The organism is Kitasatospora sp. NPDC059146, from assembly GCF_042786665.1.
Lineage (GTDB): Bacteria > Actinomycetota > Actinomycetes > Streptomycetales > Streptomycetaceae > Kitasatospora.
Genome location: NZ_JBHZCY010000111.1, coordinates 1 through 22,928, shown reverse-complemented (window position 1 = coordinate 22,928; position 22,928 = coordinate 1). Strand labels below are relative to the sequence as shown.

Genomic DNA, 22,928 nt, shown 5'->3' with positions numbered 1-22,928 from the left:
TCCGCCCGCCCGCCGGTCGATCCAAGCCGGTGACGCACACACCCTCCCCCGGGGGCACTTCGGTCGTGCCAGCGGTGCGTCGCCTGGCCCCCTCCTCGCCGAGGGGAGCCCCTCGAACGTCGGAAGCGGGTCGAGGGGAACGGCGGGGAGGGGGTCGCACCCCCTACGGGACCGGCGCTCCCACGGAAGCGACGATCCTCCGGGACCGGCGCTCCCGCGGGAGCTCGGCCCCGGGCCGGGCCGCACCGCCCGGCCAGGGGGGTCGCAACCCCGGTGCCACCGGACCCATGCTTGTCCGGACCCATGTTCGTGGAACACCGCCCGACCCGCACGGAAGTGAGGACCACCGATGCCCCCCACCCCCCTCAAGGGCCACGTGGTCGTAGCGCCGGACAAGTTCAAGGGCACCCTGGAGGGTGCCGAGGTCGCCGCCCGGATCGCCGCCGGCATCCGGCGTGCCGCGCCCGGCGCCGACGTGCGCGAACTGCCCGTCGCCGACGGCGGTGAGGGCACCCTGGCCGCGGCGCTCGCGGCCGGGTTCGACCGCGTCCCGGCCAAGGTGGCCGGTCCGACCGGCCTGCCGGTGGACGCCGCCCTGGCCGTCCGCGGCGACACCGCCGTGGTCGAACTGGCCCAGGCCTCCGGGCTCGCCCGGCTGCCCGGCGGCCGGACCGCCCCGCTCGCGGCCGGCTCCTACGGCGTCGGCCAGCTGATCGCCCGCGCGGTGTCGATGGGTGCCAAGCGGATCGTGCTCGGCCTCGGCGGCAGCGCCTGCACGGACGGCGGGGCCGGCATGGTGCAGGCGCTCGGGGTCCGGCTGCGGGACGCCGACGACGTCGAACTGCCGCCCGGCGGAGCCTCGTTGCGCCGCCTGGAGCGGATCGACCTCGGCCCGCTGGCCGAGCTGCTGACCGGGGTGGACGTCGTGGTCGCCTGCGACGTGGACAACCCGCTGCTGGGCCCGCGCGGCGCCACCGCCGTCTACGGCCCGCAGAAGGGCGCCGACGGCGACGACCTGGTGGTCCTGGAGCAGGGGCTGACCCGCTTCGCCGACCGGGTGGCCGCGGTGACCGGTCGGGACGTGCGGGAGGCCCCCGGCGCCGGGGCCGCGGGCGGGGTGGGCTTCGCCGCCCTCGCCCTGCTCGGCGCCACCATGCGACCCGGTATCGAGCTGCTGCTCGAACTGCTGGGTTTCGACGAGGCCGTGCGTGGGGCACGCCTCGTCGTCACCGGTGAGGGCTGCCTGGACGCTCAGACGCTCCATGGCAAGGCCCCCGCCGGAGTCGCCGCGGCGGCTGCCCGGGCGGGGGTTCGGGTGGCCGCCGTGGCGGGTCGGCTGGAGCTGTCCGAGCCCGAGTGGCGGGCGGCCGGCTTCACCGCCGCGGTCGCCCTCACCGACCTGGCCGAGCAGCCGGGGGACAGCATGACCAGGGCCGGCGAGCTGGCCGAGGTGGCGGGGGAGCGGCTGGCCGTGGAGCTGCTGCCGGGCTGAGCCCTCGTACGTTCCTCCATTGACGTTTTGTTGAAGGCGGGCCTAGGCTCCCGGCAATCCTTCGACCCCACCCGTGTTCCGCCACCCCCAACTCCCAGGTTCCGGAGGTCCCCATGCCGATCAGCCAGCCAGCGGTGATCCGCTCCCGCCGGGCGGTGCTGCCCGAGGGCGAGCGCCCCGCGGACGTGCTGATCCGGGACGGCAGGATCGAGCAGGTCGCCGCCCACGGATCGCTCGTGGTCGGCGACAGCGACCTCGTCGACCTCGGCGACACCGCGCTGCTGCCCGGCCTGGTCGACACCCACGTACACGTCAACGAGCCCGGCCGGACCGAGTGGGAGGGCTTCGCCACCGCCACCCGGGCCGCCGCGGCCGGCGGCGTCACCACGATCATCGACATGCCGCTCAACTCCGTACCGCCCACCACCACGGTGGCGGGGCTGGACGTCAAGCGGAAGACCGCCGAGGGCCAGGCCTGGGTCGACCTCGGCTTCTGGGGCGGGGCCGTGCCCGGCAACGTCCCGGACCTCGAACCCCTGCACCGGGCGGGCGTGTTCGGCTTCAAGAGCTTCCTCGCCCCGTCCGGCGTCGACGAGTTCCCGCACGTCGAGGCCGCCGACCTGGAGGCCGCGCTGGCCGAGCAGGCCCGGATCGGGGCACTGGCGATCATCCACGCCGAGGACCCGGCCGTGCTGGCCGCCGCGCCGCAGCAACCCGGCGTCCACTACCGGGACTTCCTCGCCTCCCGCCCGGCCGGAGCGGAGACCGCCGCGGTCGCCCACCTGCTCGACACGGCCCGGCGCACCGGCGCCCGGGTGCACATCCTGCACGTCTCCTCGGCGGCCGTGCTGCCCCTGCTGCGCCGGGCCCGCGAGGCGGGCGTACGGGTCACCGCCGAGACCTGCCCGCACTACCTGACGCTCGCCGCCGAGCAGGTGCCCGACGGCGACACCGCCTTCAAGTGCTGCCCGCCGATCCGCGACGAGGCCAACCGGGACGCCCTCTGGCAGGCCCTGGCCGACGGCGAGTTCACCGCCGTCGTCTCGGACCACTCGCCGTCCACCCCCGACCTCAAGCTGCTGCCCGAGTTCGGCGGCAGCGGCGACTTCGCGGCGGCCTGGGGCGGCATCGCCTCGCTCCAGCTGGGCCTGCCCGCCATCTGGACCGAGGCCCGCCGACGCGGCCACACGCTCGCCGACGTGGTGCGCTGGATGTCCGCCGGACCGGCCGAACTGGTCGGCCTCACCGGCACCAAGGGCGCCATCGCGGCGGGCTGCGACGCCGACCTGGTCGCCTTCGACCCCGACGGGGAGTTCGCCGTCCACGCGGGCGAGCTGCACCACCGCAACCCGGTCACCCCGTACGCCGGACGGACCCTGAGCGGCGCCGTGCGCACCACCTGGCTGCGCGGCCGGGCGGTGGACACCGGGGCCGAGCCCTTCGGCCGCCAGCTGCTGCGCCCCGCGGACTAGCCCGGCGGACGGCCCGGCGGACCAGCCCCCGGCGGATCGGCCCCCGGCGGATCGGGCCCTCGCTTCGGTCCCTCGCTCCGGGCCTGCCAACTCCCTTACCCACCACGCCTTCCGAGGAGAGTCAGTGACCACTGCCGACACCCCGAGCGCTCCCTTCACCGAGCTGGTCAACCTGGCCTCCCGGCTGCTCGGCGCGGGCGTCGTCGCCACCAACGAGGACACCTTCGCGGACGCCGAGAACCTGCTGGTGGCCAAGCCGGCCGAGTTCCGCCCGCACACCTTCGGCCACAAGGGCCAGATCATGGACGGCTGGGAGTCCAAGCGCCGCCGCGGCGTCTCCGCGGACCAGCCGCACCCCACCGACCAGGACCACGACTGGGCGATCGTCCGGCTCGGCGTCGGCGGTGCGATCCGCGGCGTGATCGTCGACACCGCGCACTTCACCGGCAACTACCCGGAGAGCGCCGTGGTCGAGGCCGCCTCCGTCCCCGGGCACCCCTCGCCCGAGGAGCTGCGGGCCGCCGAGTGGACCGTCCTCGTGCCGCGCACCCCGCTGCGGGGCGACACCGCCCACGAGTTCGCCGTCCAGGACGACTCCCGCTACACCCACGTGCGGCTCAACATCTACCCGGACGGCGGCGTGGCCCGCCTGCGGGTGCACGGCGAGGTGCTGCCCGACCCGCGCGAACTGGACGGCCTCACCTTCGACCTGGCCGCCCAGGAGTACGGCGGCGTGGCCGAGGCGGCGTCCGACCGCTACTTCTCCTCCCCGCACAACCTGAACGCTCCCGGTCGCGCCTCCGTCATGGGCGAGGGCTGGGAGACCCGTCGTCGGCGCGACAAGGCCAACGACTGGGTTCAGATCGCCCTGGCCGGGGGCGGTGAGGCCCTGGCGGTCGAGGTGGACACCACCCACTTCGTCGCCAATGCCCCCGGCTGGGCCGACCTGATCGGCTTCGACGCCTCGACCGGGCAGGCCGCGACCTCGCAGGCGCCGGCCGACGGCGAGTGGTTCGAGATCCTGCCCCGCACCCGCCTGCAGCCCGACACCCGGCACCGTTTCCGGCTCGACGTCGGCCGCCCGGTGACCCACGTGCGGATCAACGTCTACCCGGACGGCGGCCTCGCCCGCCTGCGGCTGACCGGCCGCCTCACCGAGGCCGGCCGCGCGGCCCTCGCGCTGCGCTGGTTCAACGCCGTCCCGGCCGCGGAGGCCGCCGCCGCCCTCGTCGACGCCGGCCTCGGCGCGGAGGAGGCCGCGGCCCTGGCCGCCGCCCGCCCGCTGGCGGACCCGGCCGCGGCCACCGCCGCGGTCGCCGGCCTCCAGCCGGCCGACGGCCCGGACGGCGAGCACTCCGCCCGCCGCCGCTCGGCGCTGTGGCGCCTGCTGGGCGTCTGAGCGGGGCTCGCCCGCCCGCCCGCTCCACCTCTCCACGCACCGCCTTATCGACACCTGAAGGACCCTCCATGTCCAAGATCCTGACCACGGAGTCCGGCGCCCCGGTCGCCGACAACCAGAACTCGGCCTCGGCCGGCGAGTACGGCCCGCTGCTGATCCAGGACCAGCAGCTGCTGGAGAAGCTGGCCCGGTTCAACCGCGAGCGCATCCCGGAGCGCGTCGTGCACGCCCGCGGCTCCGGCGCGTACGGCTACTTCGAGGTCACCGACGAGGTGTCGAAGTACACCCGGGCGGCGTTCCTGTCGGAGGTCGGCAAGCGCACCGAGGTCTTCCTGCGCTTCTCCACGGTGGCCGGCAACCTCGGCGCCAGCGACGCGGTGCGCGACCCGCGCGGCTTCGCGCTGAAGTTCTACACCGAGCAGGGCAACTACGACCTCGTCGGCAACAACACCCCGGTGTTCTTCATCAAGGACCCGGTCAAGTTCCCCGACTTCATCCACTCGCAGAAGCGCGACCCGTACACCGGCGTGCAGGAGGCGGACAACGTCTGGGACTTCTGGGCCCACTCGCCGGCCTCGACCCACCAGATCACCTGGCTGTTCGGCGACCGCGGCATCCCCGCCTCGTACCGCCACATGAACGGCTACGGCTCGCACACCTACCAGTGGGTCAACGCCGAGGGCGAGGCCTACTGGGTGAAGTACCACTTCAAGACCAACCAGGGCATCCGCAGCCTGGACGGCGACCAGGCCGCCGAGGTGGTCGGCGCCGACGCCGACTCGCACCAGCGCGACCTCCACCAGGCCATCGAGCGGGGCGTGTTCCCGTCCTGGACCCTCTACGTCCAGCTGATGCCGGTCGCCGAGGCCGCGGACTACCGCTTCAACCCCTTCGACCTCACCAAGGTGTGGCCGCACGCCGACTACCCGCTGGTCAAGGTCGGCCGCCTGGTGCTCAACAGGAACCCGGAGAACGTCTTCGCCGAGGTCGAGCAGTCCGCGTTCTCGCCGAACAACTTCGTGCCCGGCATCGGCCCCTCCCCGGACAAGATGCTCCAGGGCCGGCTGTTCGCCTACGCCGACGCCCAGCGCTACCGCCTCGGCGTCAACCACACCCTGCTGCCGGTGAACGCCCCGCACGCCACCGAGGCCGCCAACTACGGCCGGGACGGCCTCATGGCCGTCAACAGCGCCGGCCGCGGCAAGAACTACGAGCCCAACTCGTACGACGGCCCGGCCCAGACCGACGGCGCGCTCGCGGCGCCGGTCAAGGTCGACGGCTACACCGGCACCTACACCACGCCGGCCCACACCAAGGACGACGACTTCTTCCAGGCCGGCGAGCTCTACCGGCTGATGTCGCAGGGCGAGCGGACCCGCCTGATCGACAACATCGCCGGCTTCCTGTCGCAGGTCAGCCGGGACGACGTGGTGGAGAAGAACCTCGCCCACTTCCACGCCGCCGACGAGGAGTACGGCGCCCGCCTGGAGGCCGCCGTCGCCAAGCTCCGCGCGGGCGACGAGGGCTGACCCTCCGCGGGCCGACCCTCCTCGCACACTCCGCACCGACCTTTCGCACCGACCTTTCGCACCCTCAGGACCGCCGGGGCCCGCACCCCGGCGGCTCCACGACGGGCCCCTCCCCCCGGGCAGTGGGGGAGGGGCCCGTCGGGCTTCGCGGGGGCGCTGCGGCGGACGAGGTGTCGGGTGCGGGTTCCGTTCGTGCGTGTGCGCGGGGCCCCTTGTACCAGCCGACCGGCCGTGCTCCACGGAATGTTCACGGATATTCACGGACGGCAGCCGCCCGGGGCCCGGGGTGGATAGGCTGGAGACCGCCCGCGGTCGCTCCGTGGGGGGACATCGGAAGGGGACGACATGTCGACACCAGCCCCGGGTCGTCACGCCGCGCTGGACCAGGGCCCGACGGGCCCGTTCACCTCCCTGCAGCACGCCCTCAGACTGCTGGAGGCCGTCGACCGGCACCCCGACGGCGCCACCCTGGTCGGGCTCGCGCGGGAGACCTCGCTGGGCCTGCCGACCGTCCGCCGGCTCGCCGAGATCCTGGAGATCGAGGGCTACCTCCAGTGCCAGGACGGCGGTTGGGTGCTCGGCGGCACCTTCGCCCTGCTCGGGCAGCACAACCGGGAACAGCTCGTCAAGGCCCGGCTGAACCGCAAACTCGCCGAACTCCGGGACGAGTTGGGCGCCGCGGTCTACTTCACCCGGTACCACGACGGGGAGTTGTCGGTCGAGGCGGTCGCCGCCGCCGACTACGCGCCCGCCGTCCAGGAGTGGGTGGACTTCCGTGCCACCGCGCACGCCAGCGCGATCGGCAAGTGCCTGCTCAGCCAGCTCGACGCGGACGGCCGGCGGGACCACCTCTCCCGGCACCCGGTCGCCCGGCTGACCTCCCGCACCGTCACCGATGCCGACCAGCTGATGCACCGGCTGGAGCGCCAGCCCGCGACGGTGCCGGTGCTGGACATCCAGGAGTACGCGCTCGGCACCGTCTGCGCGGCGGTGCCGATCACGGCGGGCAGCACGGTCGGCTGCCTGGCCACCTCGATGCCCGTGGACAACATCCACAAGCTCAGGGCCGCGGCCGAACTGCTGGCCGCCCGGGCGGCGCCGCTGATACTGGCGATGGCGGTCTGAGCACCGCTCGCTCGTGGGGCCCCGTCGGACGCGTCGTCCGGCGGGGCCCGCGCGCTTTCCGCGGGAGGGTTACCGCGGGAGGGTTTCCGGGGGTGGGTTTCTCCGGGGGTGCCCCGCGGTGCACATCACTTATTAGACTCGATGTCGATAAGAGGTGCCGAACCCCTTGTCCCCACCGCTACCGGCGAGTACGTTTCCGAGAGTCGAGCCGCCGCCCCCAGGTCAGGAGGGCCTGCCATGCCCCGCCCCACCCCCGTCCCCGCCGTCGCCGCCCCCGCTGCGCGGGTGCACGAGAGCCTCGTCCTGGAACCCCGGGACGTCCGCTTCGACTGGGCCCGGCTGCCGCTGCACTGGATCCCGGACGAGCCGATGGCCACCCACGTGATCAACGTGCTGCACCTGCTGCTGCCCGAGGGCGAGCGCTGGTTCGTCAAGGTGTTCAAGGAAGCGCTGCCGCTGATCCGGGACGAGCAGCTGCGCGAGGAGGTGCTCGGCTTCATCGGGCAGGAGGCCATCCACGCCGAGGCCCACCAGGAGGTGCTCGACCACCTGCTCGGCCAGGGCCTCGACCCGCGCCCGTACGTCCGGCAGATCTCCTGGCTGTTCCAGCGCGTCCTCGGCGACAAGCCGGGCCTGACGCCGGCGCAGCGGCGGGAGAACGTCATCGAACGGGTCGCCTTCGTCGCGGCGATCGAGCACTTCACCGCCTTCCTCGGCAACTGGGCGCTCAACTCCCCGGGCCTGGACCGGGCCAAGGCCGACCCGACGATGCTGGACCTGCTGCGCTGGCACGGCGCCGAGGAGGTCGAGCACCGCAGCGTCGCCTTCGACCTGATGGTCCACCTGGACCCGGGCTACCTGCGGCGGGTCCGCGGCATGGCGATCTCCGGGCCGCTGCTGGTGCACCTCTGGGTGCGCGGCGCCCGCTTCCTGCTCGCCGCCGACCCGACCCTGGAGGGGCGGCTCAGGCCCACCTGGCGGGAGGCGAGTCGGATCGCCAAGCGCGGGCTGCTGCCGGATCCGGTCCGCTCCCTCCGCTCCGGGCTGCGCTACCTCCGGCCGGGCTACCACCCGACCCAGGAGGGCTCCTCCAGCCAGGCGCTGGGTTACCTCGCCACCTCCCCGGCCGCCCGGGCGGCGGCCGGGCGGGGCTGACGGGGAGCAGCTGACGGCTGACAACTGACAGGTTTCAACGAACAGCGAACGTTATCTGTTCGCTGAAATCTGAAATCTGAAATCTGAAATCTGTCAGGTGTCAGGTGTCAGCCGTCGGCCGTCAGCTGCCGCCCGCCGCCCGCCCGCCCCCGCCGCCCGTCCCCTCTCCCCGCCAAGGACCCGCCCGGATGGACCTGCTCACCCCGCCCCCCGACCTCTACGGCCGCCCCCGCGCCGACGGCTTCATGCGCTGGCTCACCGCCTTCGGTGACCGCTACTCCCCGGCGCTCGGCGGCCCGCTGCTGCGCCGCAACCCCCGCCGCCCGCTCAGCCGCCCCACCCCGCTGCTCCGGCTGGTCGTCGCCGAGCGCCGTCAACTCGCCTCCGACGTGATCGAGTTGACGCTCGCCGACCCCTCCGGCGGGCAACTGCCGTCCTGGCAGCCCGGCGCCCACCTGCGGCTGGCCCTGCCCTCCGGCCGTGAGCGCCACTACTCGCTCAGCGGCGACCCCGCCGACCGCCGGCACTACCGGATCGCCGTCCGGCGGTTGCCCGGGGGCGGCGGAGGGTCCGTCGAGGTCCACGACGCCCTGCACCCCGGCGCCCGCCTCGCCGCCCGCCGCCCGCGCAACGGCTTCGCCTTCTGTGCCGAGCCCGCCGTCCTGCTGCTCGCCGGCGGCATCGGTGTCACCCCGCTCCTCCCGATGGCCCGCGAGGCCCAACGGCACGGCCTGGACTGGACGTTGGTGCACGTCGGCCGCAGCGCCGACACCCTCCCGTACAGCGACGAGCTGCGCGCCCTCGATCCGCGCCGGGTCGTGCTGCGCACGGACGACGAGCACGGCGGCGTCCCCACCGGCGCCGAACTCCTCGCCCACGCCCCGCACGGCGCGGCCGTCTACTGCTGCGGCCCGGCCCCGATGCTCGCCGCCGTCCAAGCGGCTCTGGACGAATCCACCTCCGCCGCCCTGCACTTCGAGCGCTTCGGCGCCGCCCCGGTCACCGACGGCCGGCCCTTCGCCGTCCGGCTCGGCGCCGACGGGCCGATCCTGGACGTCCCCGCCGACCGCTCCGCCCTGGACGTGCTGCGCGAGGCCCGCCCCGACCTCCCGTACTCCTGCCACCAGGGCTTCTGCGGCACCTGCGAGGTCCGCCTGGTGGCCGGTACGCCCGAGCACCGGGACCGCCGCCTCACCCCCGAACAGCGCGCCGCCGGCGCCCTGCTGCCCTGCGTCTCCCGCGCCGCCGAGGGTGAGACCCTCGTGCTCGACCTCGACCTCGACCTCGACGCCGACCTCGACGTCTAGAAGGAGCCCCCGATGCCCCCGACGGCGCATGCGATGCCGACGTTCTCCTACTCCGAGCGCGACCTCGCCCGCTTCCGCGAGACCCAGCAACTGGCGTACCACTGCGCCGAACAGGTCGCCGCCTGGATCGAACCCGGGGTCACCGAGCGCCAGACCACCGCCGAGCTGCGCCGCCGCCTGGTCGCCGCCGGGGTGCAGGACTTCTTCCACGTCCCGTTCGCCTGGTTCGGCGACCGCACGGCGTTCCGGCACTTCCACACCCCGCTGCAGTTCTTCGCCGGCGGCCGCCGCCTGGAGGAGGGCATGCCGTACGTGCTGGACTGCGCGCCCGTCGTGGACGGCTACACCGCCGACATCGGCTACGGCGGCAAGGTCGGCGAGAACCGGGTCTGGGACCGGCTGGCCGCCGACCTCCAGGTCTACCGCGAGCTGATCCTCACCGAGGTGCGCGCCCGCAAACCGCTCGACGAGGTGTACGCGGCGGTGGACGCGCAGATCGCCGCGCACGGCTACGACAACCGGCACCAGGTCTACCCGGGCCGGGTGATCGGCCACCAGGTCACCCGCACCACGGCACGTGGCCCGGCCGGGGTGAATGTCTTCGGCTTCGGCGTGCGCACCCTGCAGACCCTCGGCCGCGAGCTCATCTCCGAGCGCCTGCACGGCCGTTCGCCGCTGTGGGCGGACGGGCGGTCGTCCCGGCACGCGCCCACCCCGGGGCTGTGGGCGGTCGAGCCGCACATCGGCTTCCGCGGTGTGGGCATCAAGTTCGAGGAACTGCTGGTGGTCACCGAGGACGACGCCTACTGGCTGGACGACGACCTCCCGCACGTCCGCCGCTGGACCGCCGCCGAGCCGACCGCCGAGCCGACCGCCCTCGCCGCAGCCACCGCCACCGTCGAGCCGACCGCCCAGGAGGCCACCCGATGACGACCCCCACCCGCCGCCGGACCGTCCACTCCGGCGGCATCCCGCTCGCCGTCTTCGAGCAGGGCGACCCCGAGGCCCCCACCGTCCTCCTGGTGCACGGCTACCCGGACACCCACACCGTCTGGGACGACATCGCCGCCGACCTGGCCCGCGACCACCACGTGGTCCGCTACGACGTGCGCGGCGCGGGCGAGTCGGGCGCCCCGGCGCACCGAGACGGCTACCGCCTGGAGCAGCTCGCCGACGACCTGTTCGCCGTCGCCGACGCCGTCAGCCCGGACCGCCCGGTCCACCTGGTCGCCCACGACTGGGGCTCGATCCAGTCCTGGGAGGCCGTCACCACCCCCGGCGCCGAGCGCCGGATCGCCTCCTACACCACCCTGTCCGGCCCCAGCCTGGACCACATGGGCTTCTGGCTGCGCCACCGGATGCGCCGCCCCACCCCGCGCCACCTGCGCCAACTGCTGCACCAGGGCGCGCACTCCTGGTACATCACCGCCTTCCACCTGCCCTTCCTGGCCCCGGCCGTCTGGCGCCTCGGCCTCGCCCGGGCCTGGCCGCGGGTGCTGCGCGACCTGGAGCACGTCACCCCGCGGGCCGACCACCCGCAGCGCACCCTGCGCCGCGACGCGGTCCGCGGCATCGAGCTTTACCGGGCCAACTTCCGCCCCACGCTGGGGAGTCCGCGGGAGCGGCCGACCGAGGTGCCGGTCCAGCTGGTCACACTCACCCGGGACCGCTACGTCGGCACCTACCTCTCCGAGGGACTGGAACGCTGGGTGCCCCAGCTGACCCGCCGCACGCTGCACGCCGGCCACTGGTCGGCGCTGCTGGAGAAGGGAGCCGCCGTGGCCGGCATGGTCCGCGAGTTCACCGCCCGGATCGACACCGGGAAGGCGGACGGGGCCCAAGAGTCCTACGGTGACGGCCGGTTGGTGGTGGTCACCGGTGGCGGCAGCGGCATCGGCCGGGCCACCGCGCTGGCCTTCGCCGAGGACGGCGCCCGGGTGGTGGTCTGCGACCTCGACCTCGCGGCCGCCGAGCGCACCGCCGAACTCGCCGCCCTGGTCGGCCCGCAGGCGCACGCCTACCAGGTGGACGTCTCCGACGGCGCCGCGATGGACGCCTTCGCGCAGCGCGTCGCCGCCGAGCACGGCGTGCCCGACGTGATGGTCAACAACGCCGGCATCGGCCACTCCGGGACGTTCCTGCAGACGACCGAGAAGGAGTGGCAGCGCGTCCTGGACGTCAACCTCTGGGGCGTCATCCACGGCTGCCGCGCCTTCGGCACCCTGATGGCCGACCGGGGCCAGGGCGGCCACATCGTCAACGTCTCCTCGGCCGCCGCCTACCTGCCCGCCAAGGCGCTCACCGCCTACGCGACCAGCAAGGCCGCCGTCTTCATGCTCTCCGACTGCCTGCGCGCCGAGTTCGTCGGCCACGGCATCGGCGTCTCGACCATCTGCCCGGGCATCGTCAACACCAACATCACCCGCACCTCCACCTTCTCGGCGACCACCGCCGACGAGCAGTCCGCCAAGCAGGCCCGCGCCGCCAGGCTCTACGCCCGCCGCGGCTTCCCGCCCGAGAAGGTCGCCGGCGCCATCGTCAGCGCCGTCCGCACCGGCAAGCCGGTCGTCCCGGTCACCCCCGAGGCCAAGGCCGCCCGCCTCCTCTCCCGCCTCAGCCCCGGCCTCCTGCGCCTCGCCGCCCGCCTCAACATCACCTGATCGGGCGAACGTCACCTGATCGGCCCCAACGGGCCTGCGATATCAACTATCATCGATTGTGATATCGCAGGTCTGTATTCCTTTGGAGGCGACTCATGGCTCGCACCGTGATAGACGTCAACGACGAACTCCTGGCCGAGGCCGCCGAGATCTTCGGCACCACGACCAAGGTCGCCACCGTCAATGCCGCCCTTGAGGACGCGGTAAAGCGTCGCAAGGGCAAGGAGTTTCTTGCGTGGCTTGCCGACGGCGGGCTGCCCGACCTGACTGGTCCGGTGGACAAGAGTGAGTGAGCACTTCCTCATCGACAAGTCCGCTTTCGCTCGCTACCCCAAGCCCGCGATCGGGGATGTCATCGACAGGTTGTTCAATCAAGGGCGCCTCGCGATCTGCGGTGCGGTCGAGCTGGAGATCCTGTACAGCGCCCGGTCCAAGGCGGATGCCGACCGAATCCGGGACGGCCTGCGTGGCTTCGGCTGGTTCTCCACACCCGACGAGGTGTGGGACCGGGCCATCGAGGTGCAAGCCCTGCTGACAACCGCCGGCAACTGGCGCGCGCTGTCCGTGGCAGATCTCATCATCGCCGCCACGGCTGAGCGTCATGGCGCGACCGTCCTCCACTACAACGGCGACTACGACATGATCGCCGCCGTCACCGGCCAGCCCACCGAGTGGGTCGTCCCGCCGGGGACGGCGGACTGAGGGTGTCTCCGGGGTTGTGAGAGCATCGCGGCCCATGGAGATGACAACGGCCCTGTGGTCCTTCGCCCTCGTCGTGGGGCTGCTCACCCTCACCCCCGGGCTCGACACCGCGTTGATCCTGCGGACGTCCGCGCTGGGGCGGCGGCGGCAGGCGTGGGGGGTGGTGCTGGGGATCCAGACCGGGACGCTGATCTGGGGGACGCTGACCTCGGCGGGCGTGACGGCGCTGCTCACCGCCTCGCAGGTGGCGTACGAGGTGCTGCGCTGGGCCGGTGCCGCCTACCTGGTGTGGATGGGCGTCGGGATGCTGCGCGAGCGCGGGGCGCAGGCCGAGGCCGAGGAGGAGTCGGCCGAGGGCGGGTTCGTCCACGGCTGGCGGCGCGGGACGCTGACCAATCTGCTGAATCCCAAGGTCGGGGTGTTCTACGTGGCGGTGCTGCCGCAGTTCATCCCCTCCGGGGCCCCGCACTTCGCCGCCGGGGTGGCGCTGACCGGCGTGCACGTGGTGGAGGGCGTGCTGTGGTCGACGGTCCTGGTCGGCTTCGCCCGGGTACTGCGGGGCTGGCTGCGCCGCCCGGCCGCCCGGCGGGTGATGGACCGGGTGACCGGTGCGGTGGTGGTGGGCTTCGGCCTCAAGCTGGCGCTGGCCGACTGAGCCGAGCCGCCGTACCGGATCGGGTAGCCGGGTTCAGGCCGGGGTGAGCCGCCGCAGCCCCTCGCGCAGGTCGTCGGCGTTCATGCAGATGCGGACGTCCACGTTCGCTTCGAGTCGCAGCCAGAACGGCTCGCAGATCGCGACGACGGAGGCCTCGTCCGGTACGTCCACGACGAGCAGCATGCCGCGGCGGCCGTCGCCGCTGGCGAAGAAGTACGAGGCCTCGGGCTTGAGTTCGCCGAGGACGCGTTCCAGTTCGGCGCCCATCGAGCCGTCGGCGATGAGCTTGTTGGAGGCAGCGGTGTCGAGGGTGACATCCAGCAGGGCGCGCATGGTCCCCGCTCCTTCCCCGGGCTCGGGGTGAGTCCGCACCTCCAGCCTCCCGCTGCCGACTACCGTCCGCAACGTCACCCGGACGGTCGCAGCGAGTGGCCGGACGCGGGAGGGCGTCACGCCGCGTGCGGCGAGCGCCGCTCGACGGGATCCTCGGCCGGCAGCGGGGCGGCGGTGTCGTGGTGGATCGGTCCGTTGCCGGCGCTCAGCGGCAGGCAGCTGCCGCCGCGGCGGTGGGCGATGATCTCGGCGGCGACCGAGACGGCGGTCTCCTCGGGGGTGCGGGCGCCGAGGTCGAGGCCGATGGGGGAGCGCAGCCGGGCGAGTTCGGCGTCGGTGAGGCCGGCGTCGCGGAGCTTGGCCTGCCGGTCGCGGTGGGTGCGCCGGGAGCCCATGGCGCCGACGTAGCCGACCGGGAGGCGCAGGGCGCGTTCGAGCAGCGGGACGTCGAACTTGGCGTCGTGGGTGAGCACGCAGAGCACGGTGCGGCCGTCGATCCGGCCGAGCTGGGAGTCCAGGTAGCGGTGCGGCCAGTCGACGACGACCTCGTCGGCCTCGGGGAAGCGCCGGGTGGTGGCGAAGACGGGCCGGGCGTCGCAGACGGTGACGTGGTAGCCGAGGAACTTGCCGATCCGTACGACGGCGGCGGCGAAGTCGATCGCGCCGAAGACGAGCATCCGGGGCGCGGGCACGTAGGACTCGACGAAGCAGGTGACCGTCCCCTGTTCCTGTTCGTCGCAGGGCCGGCCGTCGAGGCCGAGCACGATCCGTCCGGTGCGTCCGGCGTCGAGCATGGCCCGGGCCTCGGCGACGAGGGCGCGTTCGAGGGCGCCGACGGTGGACGGTCCGACGCTGAGCGCGCCGTGCTGTGCGTCGGCGGTGACGGCGAGGGTGGCGCCGACGAGTCCGGCCGGGCCGTCGATCACCCGGGCGAGGGCGACGGGCGTGCCGTCGGCGATGTGGCGCAGGCCGGTGTCCAGGCCCGGGTCGGTGCCGGGCACGATCGGCTGGACGAACACGTCCAGGATCCCGCCGCAGGTCAGGCCGACGGCGAAGGCGTCCTCGTCGCTGTAGCCGAAGCGTTCCAGGACGGGTTCGCCGGATTCGATCGCGGCCTGGCAGAGCTCGTAGACGGCGCCTTCGACGCAGCCGCCGGAGACGCTGCCGACGGCCTCCCCGGCGGCGTCGACGGCCAGGGCCGCCCCGGGGTCGCGCGGGGCGCTGCCGGAGACGCCGACGACGGTGGCCACGGCGAAGGAGCGCCCGGACGCGTGCCAGGCCTGCAACTGCTCGGCGATGTCCTGCATGTCGGATGCTCCTTACACGTTTCGACAGTAGCGGGAGACGCCGCCGTACGGGAAACGATCCCGTACGGCGGCGGTGATGATCAGAAGGGCACTCAGTGCACGCCCAGCCAGGACTTGACGGGGCTGAGCGCGAAGTACACGACGAACACCGCGGTGAGGATCCACATCAGCAGGCCGGGCTCGCGCCACTTGCCCTGGCCGGCCTTGATCACCGAGTAGGAGATGACGCCGGCGGCGACGCCCGCGGTGATGCTGTAGGTGAACGGCATCAGCACGCAGGTGAGGAAGGCCGGGATGGCGACCTCGCGGTCGGACCAGTCGATGTGCCGGGCCTGGCTCATCATCATCGAGCCGATCACCACGAGGGCGGCGGAGGCGACCTCGACCGGGACGATGCCGGCCAGCGGCGAGAAGAACAGCATCAGGGCGAACAGGCCGCCGGTGACGGTGGAGGCGAGGCCGGTGCGGGCGCCGTCGCCGACGCCGGTGGCGGACTCGACGAAGACGGTCTGTCCGGAGGCGCCGGCCAGGCCGCCGACCGCGCCGCCGGCGCCGTCGATGAACAGGGCCTTGGACAGGCCGGGCATCCGGCCCTGCTTGTCGGCGAGCCCGGCCTCGGTGCCGACGCCGATGATGGTGGCCATCGCGTCGAAGAAGCCGGCCAGCACGAGGGTGAACACGGCCACCGAGGCGCTGATCGCGCCGAGGCCCTTGCCGCCGAAGGCGCCGAACAGGTCGACGTGGCCGAAGAGGCTGAAGTCGGGGGCGGCGACGGGGCTTCCGGGCCACACCGGGGCGGAGTTGCCCCAGGCCTTGGCGGGGAGGTCGGCGAGCTTGTTGACGACGACGGCGACCACGGTGCCGCCGGCGATGCCGATCAGGATCGCGCCGCGCACGCCGCGCGCCATCAGCACGAAGATCGTGAGCACGGTGAGGCAGAAGATCAGGACGGGCCAGCCGGAGAGCTCGCCGAAGGGGCCGAGCGACAGCGGGGTGGGGCCGCCGGTGTGCACGAAGCCGGCCTTGTAGAGCCCGATGATGGTGACGAACAGGCCGATGCCGATGGTGATCGCGTGCTTGAGCGGCAGGGGGATGCCGTTCATGATCTTCTCGCGCAGTCCGGAGACCACCAGCAGCACGATCAGCAGGCCGTAGATCACGCACAGGCCCATGGCCTGGGGCCAGGTGGTGTGCGGTACGACGAGTGCGGAGACCGCGCCGGAGACGGAGAGGCCGGCCGCCAGGGCGAGCGGCACGTTGCCGACCACGCCCATCAGGATGGTGGTGACGGCGGCCGCGAGGGCGGTGGCGGTGGTCAGCGCGGCGTGGTCGAGCTTGGCGCCGGTGACGTCCGCGCCACTGAGGATCAGCGGGTTGAGCAGGATGATGTACGCCATCGCCATGAACGTGGTGAGGCCACCGCGTAGTTCGTTGGCGAGGGTCGAGCCGCGGGCCGAGATCTTGAAGTACGCGTCGAGCGCGCCCTTGGGCTCTGCTGTCGAGGGCGAGGGGTGGGTCTCGTCCTCGGCGGGTCTGTCTGCTTCAGTGGTGCCGGGCTCCGTGGGGATCCTGGTCATGTCCACTCCCAAGTGTCAAAGGGGGTTGGGGTGGGCGAGCCGACCTGACTGCCAGTCAACGAAGTTGGCACAGGGGGACGGTATCGACTCACTGGAGGCACTCGTCGGGGAGTGCCAGCGGTGCGGATGGGGTGGTGCGTGAGGGTGGTGCGTGGTGGTGCAGGTGCGGGTGGTGCGCACCACTGCGGAACCCCGGCGTGGGCAGGGCAGCGGATGTGGGGGTCCCGGGGCGGCGGGGAAGACGTGTCGCCGCCCCGGGAAGTACGGCCGTGGTAGGCCTCACCGGTCGAACCTCACCGGTCGAACCTCACCGGTCGAACCGAGCTGGTCGAACTCCCGCTGTCAGCCGGGCTGTTCGGTGGTCAGGTGTTCCGGCCGGACCGGGATCCGGTTGAGCGCGAGTCCGGTCGCGTTGCGGATCGCCGCCACGATCGAGGGGGTCGCCGACACGGTCGGCGCCTCGCCGACGCCGCGCAGCCCGTACGGGGCGTGCGGGTCGGGCAGTTCGAGGACGTCCACCGGGATCGGCGGGGTGTCCAGGATGGTGGGGATCAGGTAGTCGGTGAAGGAGGCGTTGCGCACCTTCCCGTCCCGGACGATGATCTCCTCCATCACGGCCAGGCCGAGGGCCTGGGTGCAGCCGCCCTGGATCTGGCCGACCACGGAGAGCGGGTTGAGCGCCTTGCCGACGTCCTGGACGGCGGTCAGCTCGACCACCTTGACCAGGCCGAGTTCGACGTCCACGTCCACCACGGCGCGGTTGGCGCAGAAGGTGTACTGGACGTGGCCGAAGCCCTGGCCGGTCTCCTTGTCGAAGGCCTGGGTCGGCCGGTGGTGGTGCTCGCGGGTGAGGTCGATGGCCTCGTCGCCGAGCAGGTCCACCATGGGCACCAGCACGCCGGCGCTCTCCGAGACGACCTTGCCGCCGGTCAGCGTGATGTCCTTGTGGGTCCAGCCGTAGCGGCGCCGGCCCTTCTCGATCAGCTCCCGCCGGACGGCCTCGGCGGCGATCTTCACGGCGCCGCCGGTCATGTACGTCTGGCGCGAGGCGGAGGTCGAACCGGCCGATCCCACTTCGGTGTTGGCCGGGTGGATGGTGACCTGCTCGACGCCCAGCTCGGTGCGGGCGATCTGGGCGTGCACGGTGACGCCGCCCTGGCCGACCTCCGCCATCGCGGTGTGCACCATGGCGACCGGCTCGCCGCCGATCACCTCCAGGCGCACCCGGGCGGTGGAGTAGTCGTCGAAGCCCTCGGAGAAGCCGACGTTCTTGATGCCGACCGAGTAGCCGACCCCGCGCACGATGCCCTCGCCGTGCGAGGTGTTGGAGAGTGCTCCGGGCAGCGAGCGCACGTCGAGGTGCTCGGTGTCCAGCGGCGGCGGCAGCGGCATCTCCTTGGCCCGCCGCAGCAGTTCGGCCACCGGGGCGGGGGAGTCGATCTGCTGGCCGGTGGGCATGAAGTCGCCCTCCGACATGGCGTTCAGCTGCCGCAACTCGACCGGGTCCATACCGAGTTCGACGGCCAGCTTGTCCATCTGGGTCTCGTAGCCGAAGGCCGCCTGGACGGCCCCGAAGCCGCGCATCGCCCCGCAGGACGGGTTGTTGCTGTAGAGCGCGATGGCGTGCATCTTCACGTTCGGGATCACGTACGGGCCGTGTCCGAGCGAGGCCGCGTTGCCGACGACGGCGGGGGAGGCGGAGGCGTAGGCGCCGCCGTCCAGCACGATCCGGCAGTCGGCGAAGACCAGCTTGCCGTCGCGGGTGGCGCCGTGCTCGTAGTGCATCCGCGCCGGGTGGCGGTGGACGTGGCCGTAGAAGGACTCGTCCCGGGAGTACACGATCTTGACCGGCTTGCCGGTGTGCAGGGCCAGCAGGCAGGCGTGGATCTGCATCGAGATGTCCTCGCGGCCGCCGAAGGCGCCGCCGACGCCGGCCAGGGTGAGCCGGACCTTCTCCTCGGGCAGGTCCAGCACCGGGGCCATCTGCTCGCGGTCCACGTGCAGCCACTGGGTGGCGATGTAGAGGTCGATGCCGCCGTCCTCGGCGGGCACGGCCAGGCCGGACTCGGGGCCGAGGAAGGCCTGGTCCTGCATGCCGACCTCGTAGTCGCCGCTGACGATGACGTCCGCCAGCGCCCGCACCTCGTCGGTCACGCCGAGGCCGGAGACCAGCCGCTGCTCGTGGCAGATGTTGCCGTACGCGTGGGACTTGTACTCGTGCGGCTCGTGCACGTACCCGTGGGTCTGCGGGTCCAGGCACTGCTCCTCGGTGACGATCGGGGTGAGCACCTCGTACTCGACCTTGATCTTCTTCACCGCGCGCCGGGCGGTCTCCGGGTGGTCGGCGGCGACCAGGGCGATCGCCTCGCCGTGGTAGCGGATCTTGTCGATGGCCAGGGCCGGCTGGTCCTGGATCTCCAGGCCGTAGTACTTGGCGCCGGGGATGTCCTCGTGGGTGAGCACCGCGTGGACGCCGGGCACCTTGAGCGCCTCGGAGATGTCCACCGAGAGGATGTTGGCCCGGGGGTGCGGCGAGCGCAGCGCCATGCCCCAGAGCATGTCCTCGTGCCACATGTCCGAGGAGTAGGCGAACTCGCCCTTGACCTTCAGGTTGCCGTCCGGGCGCAGCGGCGAGCCGCCGATGCCGTCCTTCGAGGCCTGGTTGATGTTCTGCAGGTTCTTCTGGCCCTGGATGGTCCGCGTGGTCATGCCGAAGCCCCCTTGCCCGAGCACTTGCGGGCGGAGGCGAGCCGCACCGCGTCCATGATCTTCTCGTAGCCGGTGCAGCGGCACAGGTTGCCGGACAGCGCCTCGCGGATGTCGTTGTCGCTCGGCTGGGCGTCCTGCTCCAGCAGGGCGTCGGTCTGCACCAGCAGCCCCGGGGTGCAGAAGCCGCACTGGACGGCCCCGGCGTCGACGAACGCCTGCTGGACGAGGCCCAGCTCGCCGTTCTCCTCGGCCAGGCCCTCGACCGTGCGCACCTCGCGGTCCTGCACCTGGCCGGCGGCGACCAGGCAGGAGCAGACCGGCACGCCGTCCAGGTAGACGGTGCAGGAGCCGCACTCGCCCTGCTCGCAGGCGTTCTTCGAGCCGGGCAGGCCGACGCGCTCGCGCAGCACGTAGAGCAGGCTCTCGCCCTCCCACACGTCGTCGGCCTCGACCGGCTTGCCGTTGGCGGTGAACGTGACCTTCATGCCGCGCTCCTGATCTGCTTGCTGTAGTCGTTCCAACACCAGGTGAGGGTGCGGCGGGCCATCACGGCCAGCGCGTGCCGCCGGTAGTCGGCGGTGCCGCGGACGTCGTCGATGGGGGAGGCGGCGGCCTTGACCAGCTCGCCGAAGCGCTGGATCACCTCGGTGCCCAGCAGCTCCCCGGACTCCCAGAGCCCGCGCTCGGCGAGCACGTCCCGCAGGTACTCCTCGGCCTCGACGGCGCGGCGCGGCGTGGGGGCAGCCGAACCGATACCGGTGCCGACGGTGCCGTTCTTCGGGTGAAGGGCGAAGCCGAAGGCGCAGACCGCGATCACCATCGCGTTGCGGGTGCCGATCTTCGAGAACTGCTGAGGGCCGTCCGCGACCGGGATGTGCACGGCCCGGATCAGCTCGTCGGCCTCCAGGCTGTTGCGCTTCACGCCGACGTAGAACTCGTCGATCGGGATCAGCCGGGTGCCGCGCACCGAGGCCGCCTCGACGAAGACGTCCCGCCCGGCCGCCAGCAGCGCCGGGTGCGCGTCACCGGCCGGGGAGGCGCCGCCGAGGTTGCCGCCGACGCCGCCGCGGTTGCGGATCTGCGGCGAGCCGACGGTGTGGGCCGCGAGGGCGAGCCCGGGCAGCGGCCCGGACAGCTCCGAGATGATCCGGGCGTACGGGACGGAGGCGCCGAGTCGGACGACGCTGCCGTCGTTCGTCCATTCGGTGAGCTCGGTGACGCGGTTCAGGTCGAGAATCGCGGATGGCCGGTGCACGTCGAAGTTCAGCTCGACCATGACGTCCGTGCCGCCCGCGATGGGCAGCGCGGTCGGGTACTCAGCCTTCGCCGCGAGAGCCTCGTCCCAGGTGGCGGGCCGAAGGAACTCCATGCGGGTTTCTCCTCAGGTCTTCGCCGACCGGGTGTCCGGCGGCGTGTCGCCCAGTGAACTCCTGTGACGCGGCCCACTGGCAGTCACCGATGGCATGAAGCCCCGGCTGTGAGCCCGCCCGGCATCCTGTACGTTCCTCTAAGCAGGAGAATCCGCAGCCCAGGTGTTCGCCGAGTGCTACCTACGACCGTAATCCGGCCGTGATTCGCGGGCTACGGGCCCGTGACCCGGCGGCCCGCTGGTACGTAACGCCGAGCACGGATGTTCGGGCACACTGTCACCCCCGGACGGCGTACCCGGCAGCCCCCACCCCCCGTCCAGGCCCCCGATCCCCGCTTCCACCCCCGCCTCCACCACCGCCTCCACCACCGCTTCCACCCCCGTTCCCACCCTGCTCCGACCCCCGCTTCCACCCCGCCCTGCCACCCTGTTCCTGCCCCCGATAGGAGTCCGCGGATGCGTGTCCGTGACCTGCTCGCCCCCGGCGCCCCCCGACTGCGCCTGCTCGCGGCGGAGGAGGAGCTGGACCGGCAGGTCAGCGGCGTGATGACCACGGACCTGCACGACCCCGGCCGCTACCTGCACGGCGGCGAGCTGGTGCTCACCGGGATGCTCTGGCGCGGCGGCCCCGCCGACTCCGAGCGCTTCGTGCGGACCATCGCGGCCGGCGGCGCGGTCGCCCTGGCGGCCGGCGAGGCCGAGGTCGGCCCGGTGCCCGAGGACCTGGTCGAGGCCTGTCGCCGGCACCGGATGCCGCTGCTGGCCGTGCCCGACGACATCGCCTTCGGCACCGTCACCGAGTTCATCGGCCGTCAGGTCTCCGCCGACCGCGCGGCCGACCTCGCCGCCCTGGTCGACCGGCACCGGCTGCTGGTCTCGGCGGCCGGCGGCGGCGGACTGGACGCCGTGCTGGACCTGCTCGGCGGCGACCTCGACCTGGACTGCTGGGTGCTCACCCCGACCGGCGCGGTGATCGCCGGCCCGGCCGACCGGCTCACCGCCGAGGACCGCGACCAGCTGGTCCGCGCCCACCTCGCCGCCCAGCGCCAGCGCCGCCGCCCCCCGCACCGGGCCCGACTGGCCGGCGGCGCCTACTCGCTGCTGCCCGCCGCGGCCTCCGCCGAGCACGAGGCGCCGCTCGTCGACTGGGTGCTCGCGGTGGCCGGCGACGTCACCGAGTGGACCACCAAGCGCCAGCAGCTCGCCGAGAACCTGGCCCGGCTGGTCGCCGCCGAGCGCCACCGCCGGGACGAGGGCCGCCGGCTGCGCCGCCGGCTGGCCGACGAACTGCTCGCCCTGCTGCGCCGCGACGCCGACCCGGCCGAGATCAGCCGCACCCTGTACGCCTCCTCGGCGATGGCCGCCCGCTACGAGAGCCACGAGCCCAAGTCCCCCGTCCAGGAGGCCTCCTGGCTGGTGCTCAGCGCCGAGGGCACCGGCCTGCCCGAGGGCACCGTGCGGGCCGTGCTGGAGGAGGCGCTCGGCGGCACCAGCGACCGCGCCCTGGTCGCCGGGGCGGGCAACGGCGCCGTGGTGGTGCTGCCCGCGCTGGACTCCCCGGTGCCCGCCGACACCCTGCGCGAGCTGCTCGCCCCGCTGGAGGCCGGGCTGGGCTCGGAGGGCCGGATCACCCTCGGCGTCTCCGCCCCCGCCTCCGAGGCCGGCGGCCTGCGCGGTGCCCTGGAGGAGGCCCGGCACGCCCGCCGGATCGCCGCCGCCCGGGTCGGCCGGGTCTGCGTCGCGGGCCCCGAGGAGCTGGCCTCGCACGTGCTGCTGCTGGCCGCCGTCCCGGACGAGGTCCGCCGGGCCTTCCGCAGCCGGCTGCTGGACAAGGTGATCGCGTACGACATCGAGCACCAGGCGGACCTGGTCCGCACCCTGGAGGCCTTCCTGCGCTCGGACGGCTCCTGGACCCGCTGCGCCGGGCAGCTGCACGTCCACGTGAACACCCTGCGCTACCGGATCGGCCGGATCGAGGAGCTGACCGGGCGGGACCTCTCCCGCCTGGAGGACCGGGTGGACTTCTACCTGGCCCTGGAACTGGCCTGACCGTTTCCTGACAGTTCCGCCCGATGAGCGCCGGTCCCAGGAACGGCCGCTTCCTGGGAGGTCGCTGGACGGCGCCTGAGCCCTTGGT

The 22,928-nt window shown here is 73.2% G+C and carries 19 protein-coding genes; 13 read left to right on the top strand and 6 right to left on the bottom strand.

The genetic code is table 11. The features are described 5' to 3' along the window. Nucleotides 1–349 precede the first annotated feature (349 nt). The 12 genes from ACFXPX_RS33520 (at nucleotide 350) to ACFXPX_RS33465 (ending at nucleotide 13,496) form a co-directional block, all read left to right on the top strand. Nucleotides 350–1,492 carry a glycerate kinase gene (locus tag ACFXPX_RS33520; protein WP_375891453.1) on the top strand — a complete coding sequence of 381 codons (1,143 nt, stop codon included), beginning with the start codon at nucleotides 350–352 and terminating at the stop codon, nucleotides 1,490–1,492. A gap of 113 nt (nucleotides 1,493–1,605) precedes the next feature. Continuing rightward, nucleotides 1,606–2,964 carry an allantoinase AllB gene (allB, locus tag ACFXPX_RS33515; protein ID WP_380529154.1) on the top strand — a complete coding sequence of 453 codons (1,359 nt, stop codon included), beginning with the start codon at nucleotides 1,606–1,608 and terminating at the stop codon, nucleotides 2,962–2,964. A 124-nt stretch (nucleotides 2,965–3,088) separates the two neighbouring features. Continuing rightward, complete coding sequence (gene alc, locus ACFXPX_RS33510) at nucleotides 3,089–4,363, top strand: allantoicase (protein ID WP_375891455.1); 1,275 nt, start codon at nucleotides 3,089–3,091, stop codon at nucleotides 4,361–4,363. 68 nt (nucleotides 4,364–4,431) lie between these two features. Then, nucleotides 4,432–5,892, top strand: coding sequence for a catalase (locus ACFXPX_RS33505; protein WP_375891456.1), 1,461 nt, complete (start codon nucleotides 4,432–4,434; stop codon nucleotides 5,890–5,892). Nucleotides 5,893–6,237: 345 nt separating this feature from the next. Then, on the top strand, nucleotides 6,238–7,017 hold the full coding sequence (locus ACFXPX_RS33500; RefSeq protein ID WP_375891457.1) for an IclR family transcriptional regulator: 780 nt from the start codon (nucleotides 6,238–6,240) through the stop codon (nucleotides 7,015–7,017). Between the two features lie 237 nt (nucleotides 7,018–7,254). Continuing rightward, nucleotides 7,255–8,172 carry a metal-dependent hydrolase gene (locus ACFXPX_RS33495; protein WP_380404861.1) on the top strand — a complete coding sequence of 306 codons (918 nt, stop codon included), beginning with the start codon at nucleotides 7,255–7,257 and terminating at the stop codon, nucleotides 8,170–8,172. Nucleotides 8,173–8,360: 188 nt separating this feature from the next. Continuing rightward, entirely contained in the window at nucleotides 8,361–9,479 is a 1,119-nt protein-coding gene (locus ACFXPX_RS33490; protein ID WP_380644333.1) for a PDR/VanB family oxidoreductase, read from the top strand. Between the two features lie 12 nt (nucleotides 9,480–9,491). After that, complete coding sequence (locus tag ACFXPX_RS33485; RefSeq protein ID WP_380644332.1) at nucleotides 9,492–10,409, top strand: M24 family metallopeptidase; 918 nt, start codon at nucleotides 9,492–9,494, stop codon at nucleotides 10,407–10,409. Then, complete coding sequence (locus ACFXPX_RS33480) at nucleotides 10,406–12,139, top strand: SDR family oxidoreductase (RefSeq protein WP_380529142.1); 1,734 nt, start codon at nucleotides 10,406–10,408, stop codon at nucleotides 12,137–12,139. Before ACFXPX_RS33485 ends, ACFXPX_RS33480 begins: the two co-directional genes overlap by 4 nt. Before the next feature lie 95 nt (nucleotides 12,140–12,234). After that, nucleotides 12,235–12,432 carry a type II toxin-antitoxin system VapB family antitoxin gene (locus ACFXPX_RS33475; protein ID WP_380404873.1) on the top strand — a complete coding sequence of 66 codons (198 nt, stop codon included), beginning with the start codon at nucleotides 12,235–12,237 and terminating at the stop codon, nucleotides 12,430–12,432. Next, a complete protein-coding gene (locus tag ACFXPX_RS33470; RefSeq protein ID WP_380593704.1) occupies nucleotides 12,425–12,841 on the top strand; it encodes a PIN domain nuclease in 417 nt (138 codons plus the stop codon). The genes ACFXPX_RS33475 and ACFXPX_RS33470 overlap by 8 nt, the downstream gene beginning before the upstream one ends. Nucleotides 12,842–12,875: 34 nt before the next feature. Further along, on the top strand, nucleotides 12,876–13,496 hold the full coding sequence (locus ACFXPX_RS33465) for a LysE family translocator (RefSeq protein WP_380529138.1): 621 nt from the start codon (nucleotides 12,876–12,878) through the stop codon (nucleotides 13,494–13,496). 33 nt (nucleotides 13,497–13,529) lie between these two features. Here ACFXPX_RS33465 and ACFXPX_RS33460 read toward each other — a convergent pair whose 3' ends face one another. The 6 genes from ACFXPX_RS33460 to ACFXPX_RS33435 all read right to left on the bottom strand — a co-directional run bounded on the left by ACFXPX_RS33460 (nucleotide 13,530) and on the right by ACFXPX_RS33435 (nucleotide 20,791). Next, complete coding sequence (locus tag ACFXPX_RS33460; protein ID WP_375891465.1) at nucleotides 13,530–13,829, bottom strand: hypothetical protein; 300 nt, start codon at nucleotides 13,827–13,829, stop codon at nucleotides 13,530–13,532. A gap of 116 nt (nucleotides 13,830–13,945) precedes the next feature. Then, nucleotides 13,946–15,136, bottom strand: a complete 1,191-nt coding sequence (locus ACFXPX_RS33455) for an XdhC family protein (RefSeq protein ID WP_380529136.1) — start codon at nucleotides 15,134–15,136, stop codon at nucleotides 13,946–13,948. 92 nt (nucleotides 15,137–15,228) lie between these two features. After that, nucleotides 15,229–16,713 (bottom strand): NCS2 family permease, encoded by a 1,485-nt coding sequence (locus ACFXPX_RS33450; protein ID WP_380529134.1) that lies wholly within the window; start codon nucleotides 16,711–16,713, stop codon nucleotides 15,229–15,231. A gap of 342 nt (nucleotides 16,714–17,055) precedes the next feature. Further along, nucleotides 17,056–19,422 (bottom strand): xanthine dehydrogenase subunit D, encoded by a 2,367-nt coding sequence (gene pucD, locus ACFXPX_RS33445; RefSeq protein ID WP_380529132.1) that lies wholly within the window; start codon nucleotides 19,420–19,422, stop codon nucleotides 17,056–17,058. Beyond that, nucleotides 19,419–19,907, bottom strand: a complete 489-nt coding sequence (locus tag ACFXPX_RS33440; protein ID WP_380404888.1) for a (2Fe-2S)-binding protein — start codon at nucleotides 19,905–19,907, stop codon at nucleotides 19,419–19,421. Before ACFXPX_RS33440 ends, pucD begins: the two co-directional genes overlap by 4 nt. Next, nucleotides 19,904–20,791, bottom strand: a complete 888-nt coding sequence (locus ACFXPX_RS33435) for an FAD binding domain-containing protein (protein WP_375891470.1) — start codon at nucleotides 20,789–20,791, stop codon at nucleotides 19,904–19,906. The genes ACFXPX_RS33440 and ACFXPX_RS33435 overlap by 4 nt, the downstream gene beginning before the upstream one ends. Nucleotides 20,792–21,247: 456 nt before the next feature. On the opposite strand from ACFXPX_RS33435, the gene ACFXPX_RS33430 reads away from it, so the two are divergent. Beyond that, nucleotides 21,248–22,840 carry a PucR family transcriptional regulator gene (locus tag ACFXPX_RS33430; protein WP_380529129.1) on the top strand — a complete coding sequence of 531 codons (1,593 nt, stop codon included), beginning with the start codon at nucleotides 21,248–21,250 and terminating at the stop codon, nucleotides 22,838–22,840. Nucleotides 22,841–22,928: the final 88 nt, after the last annotated feature.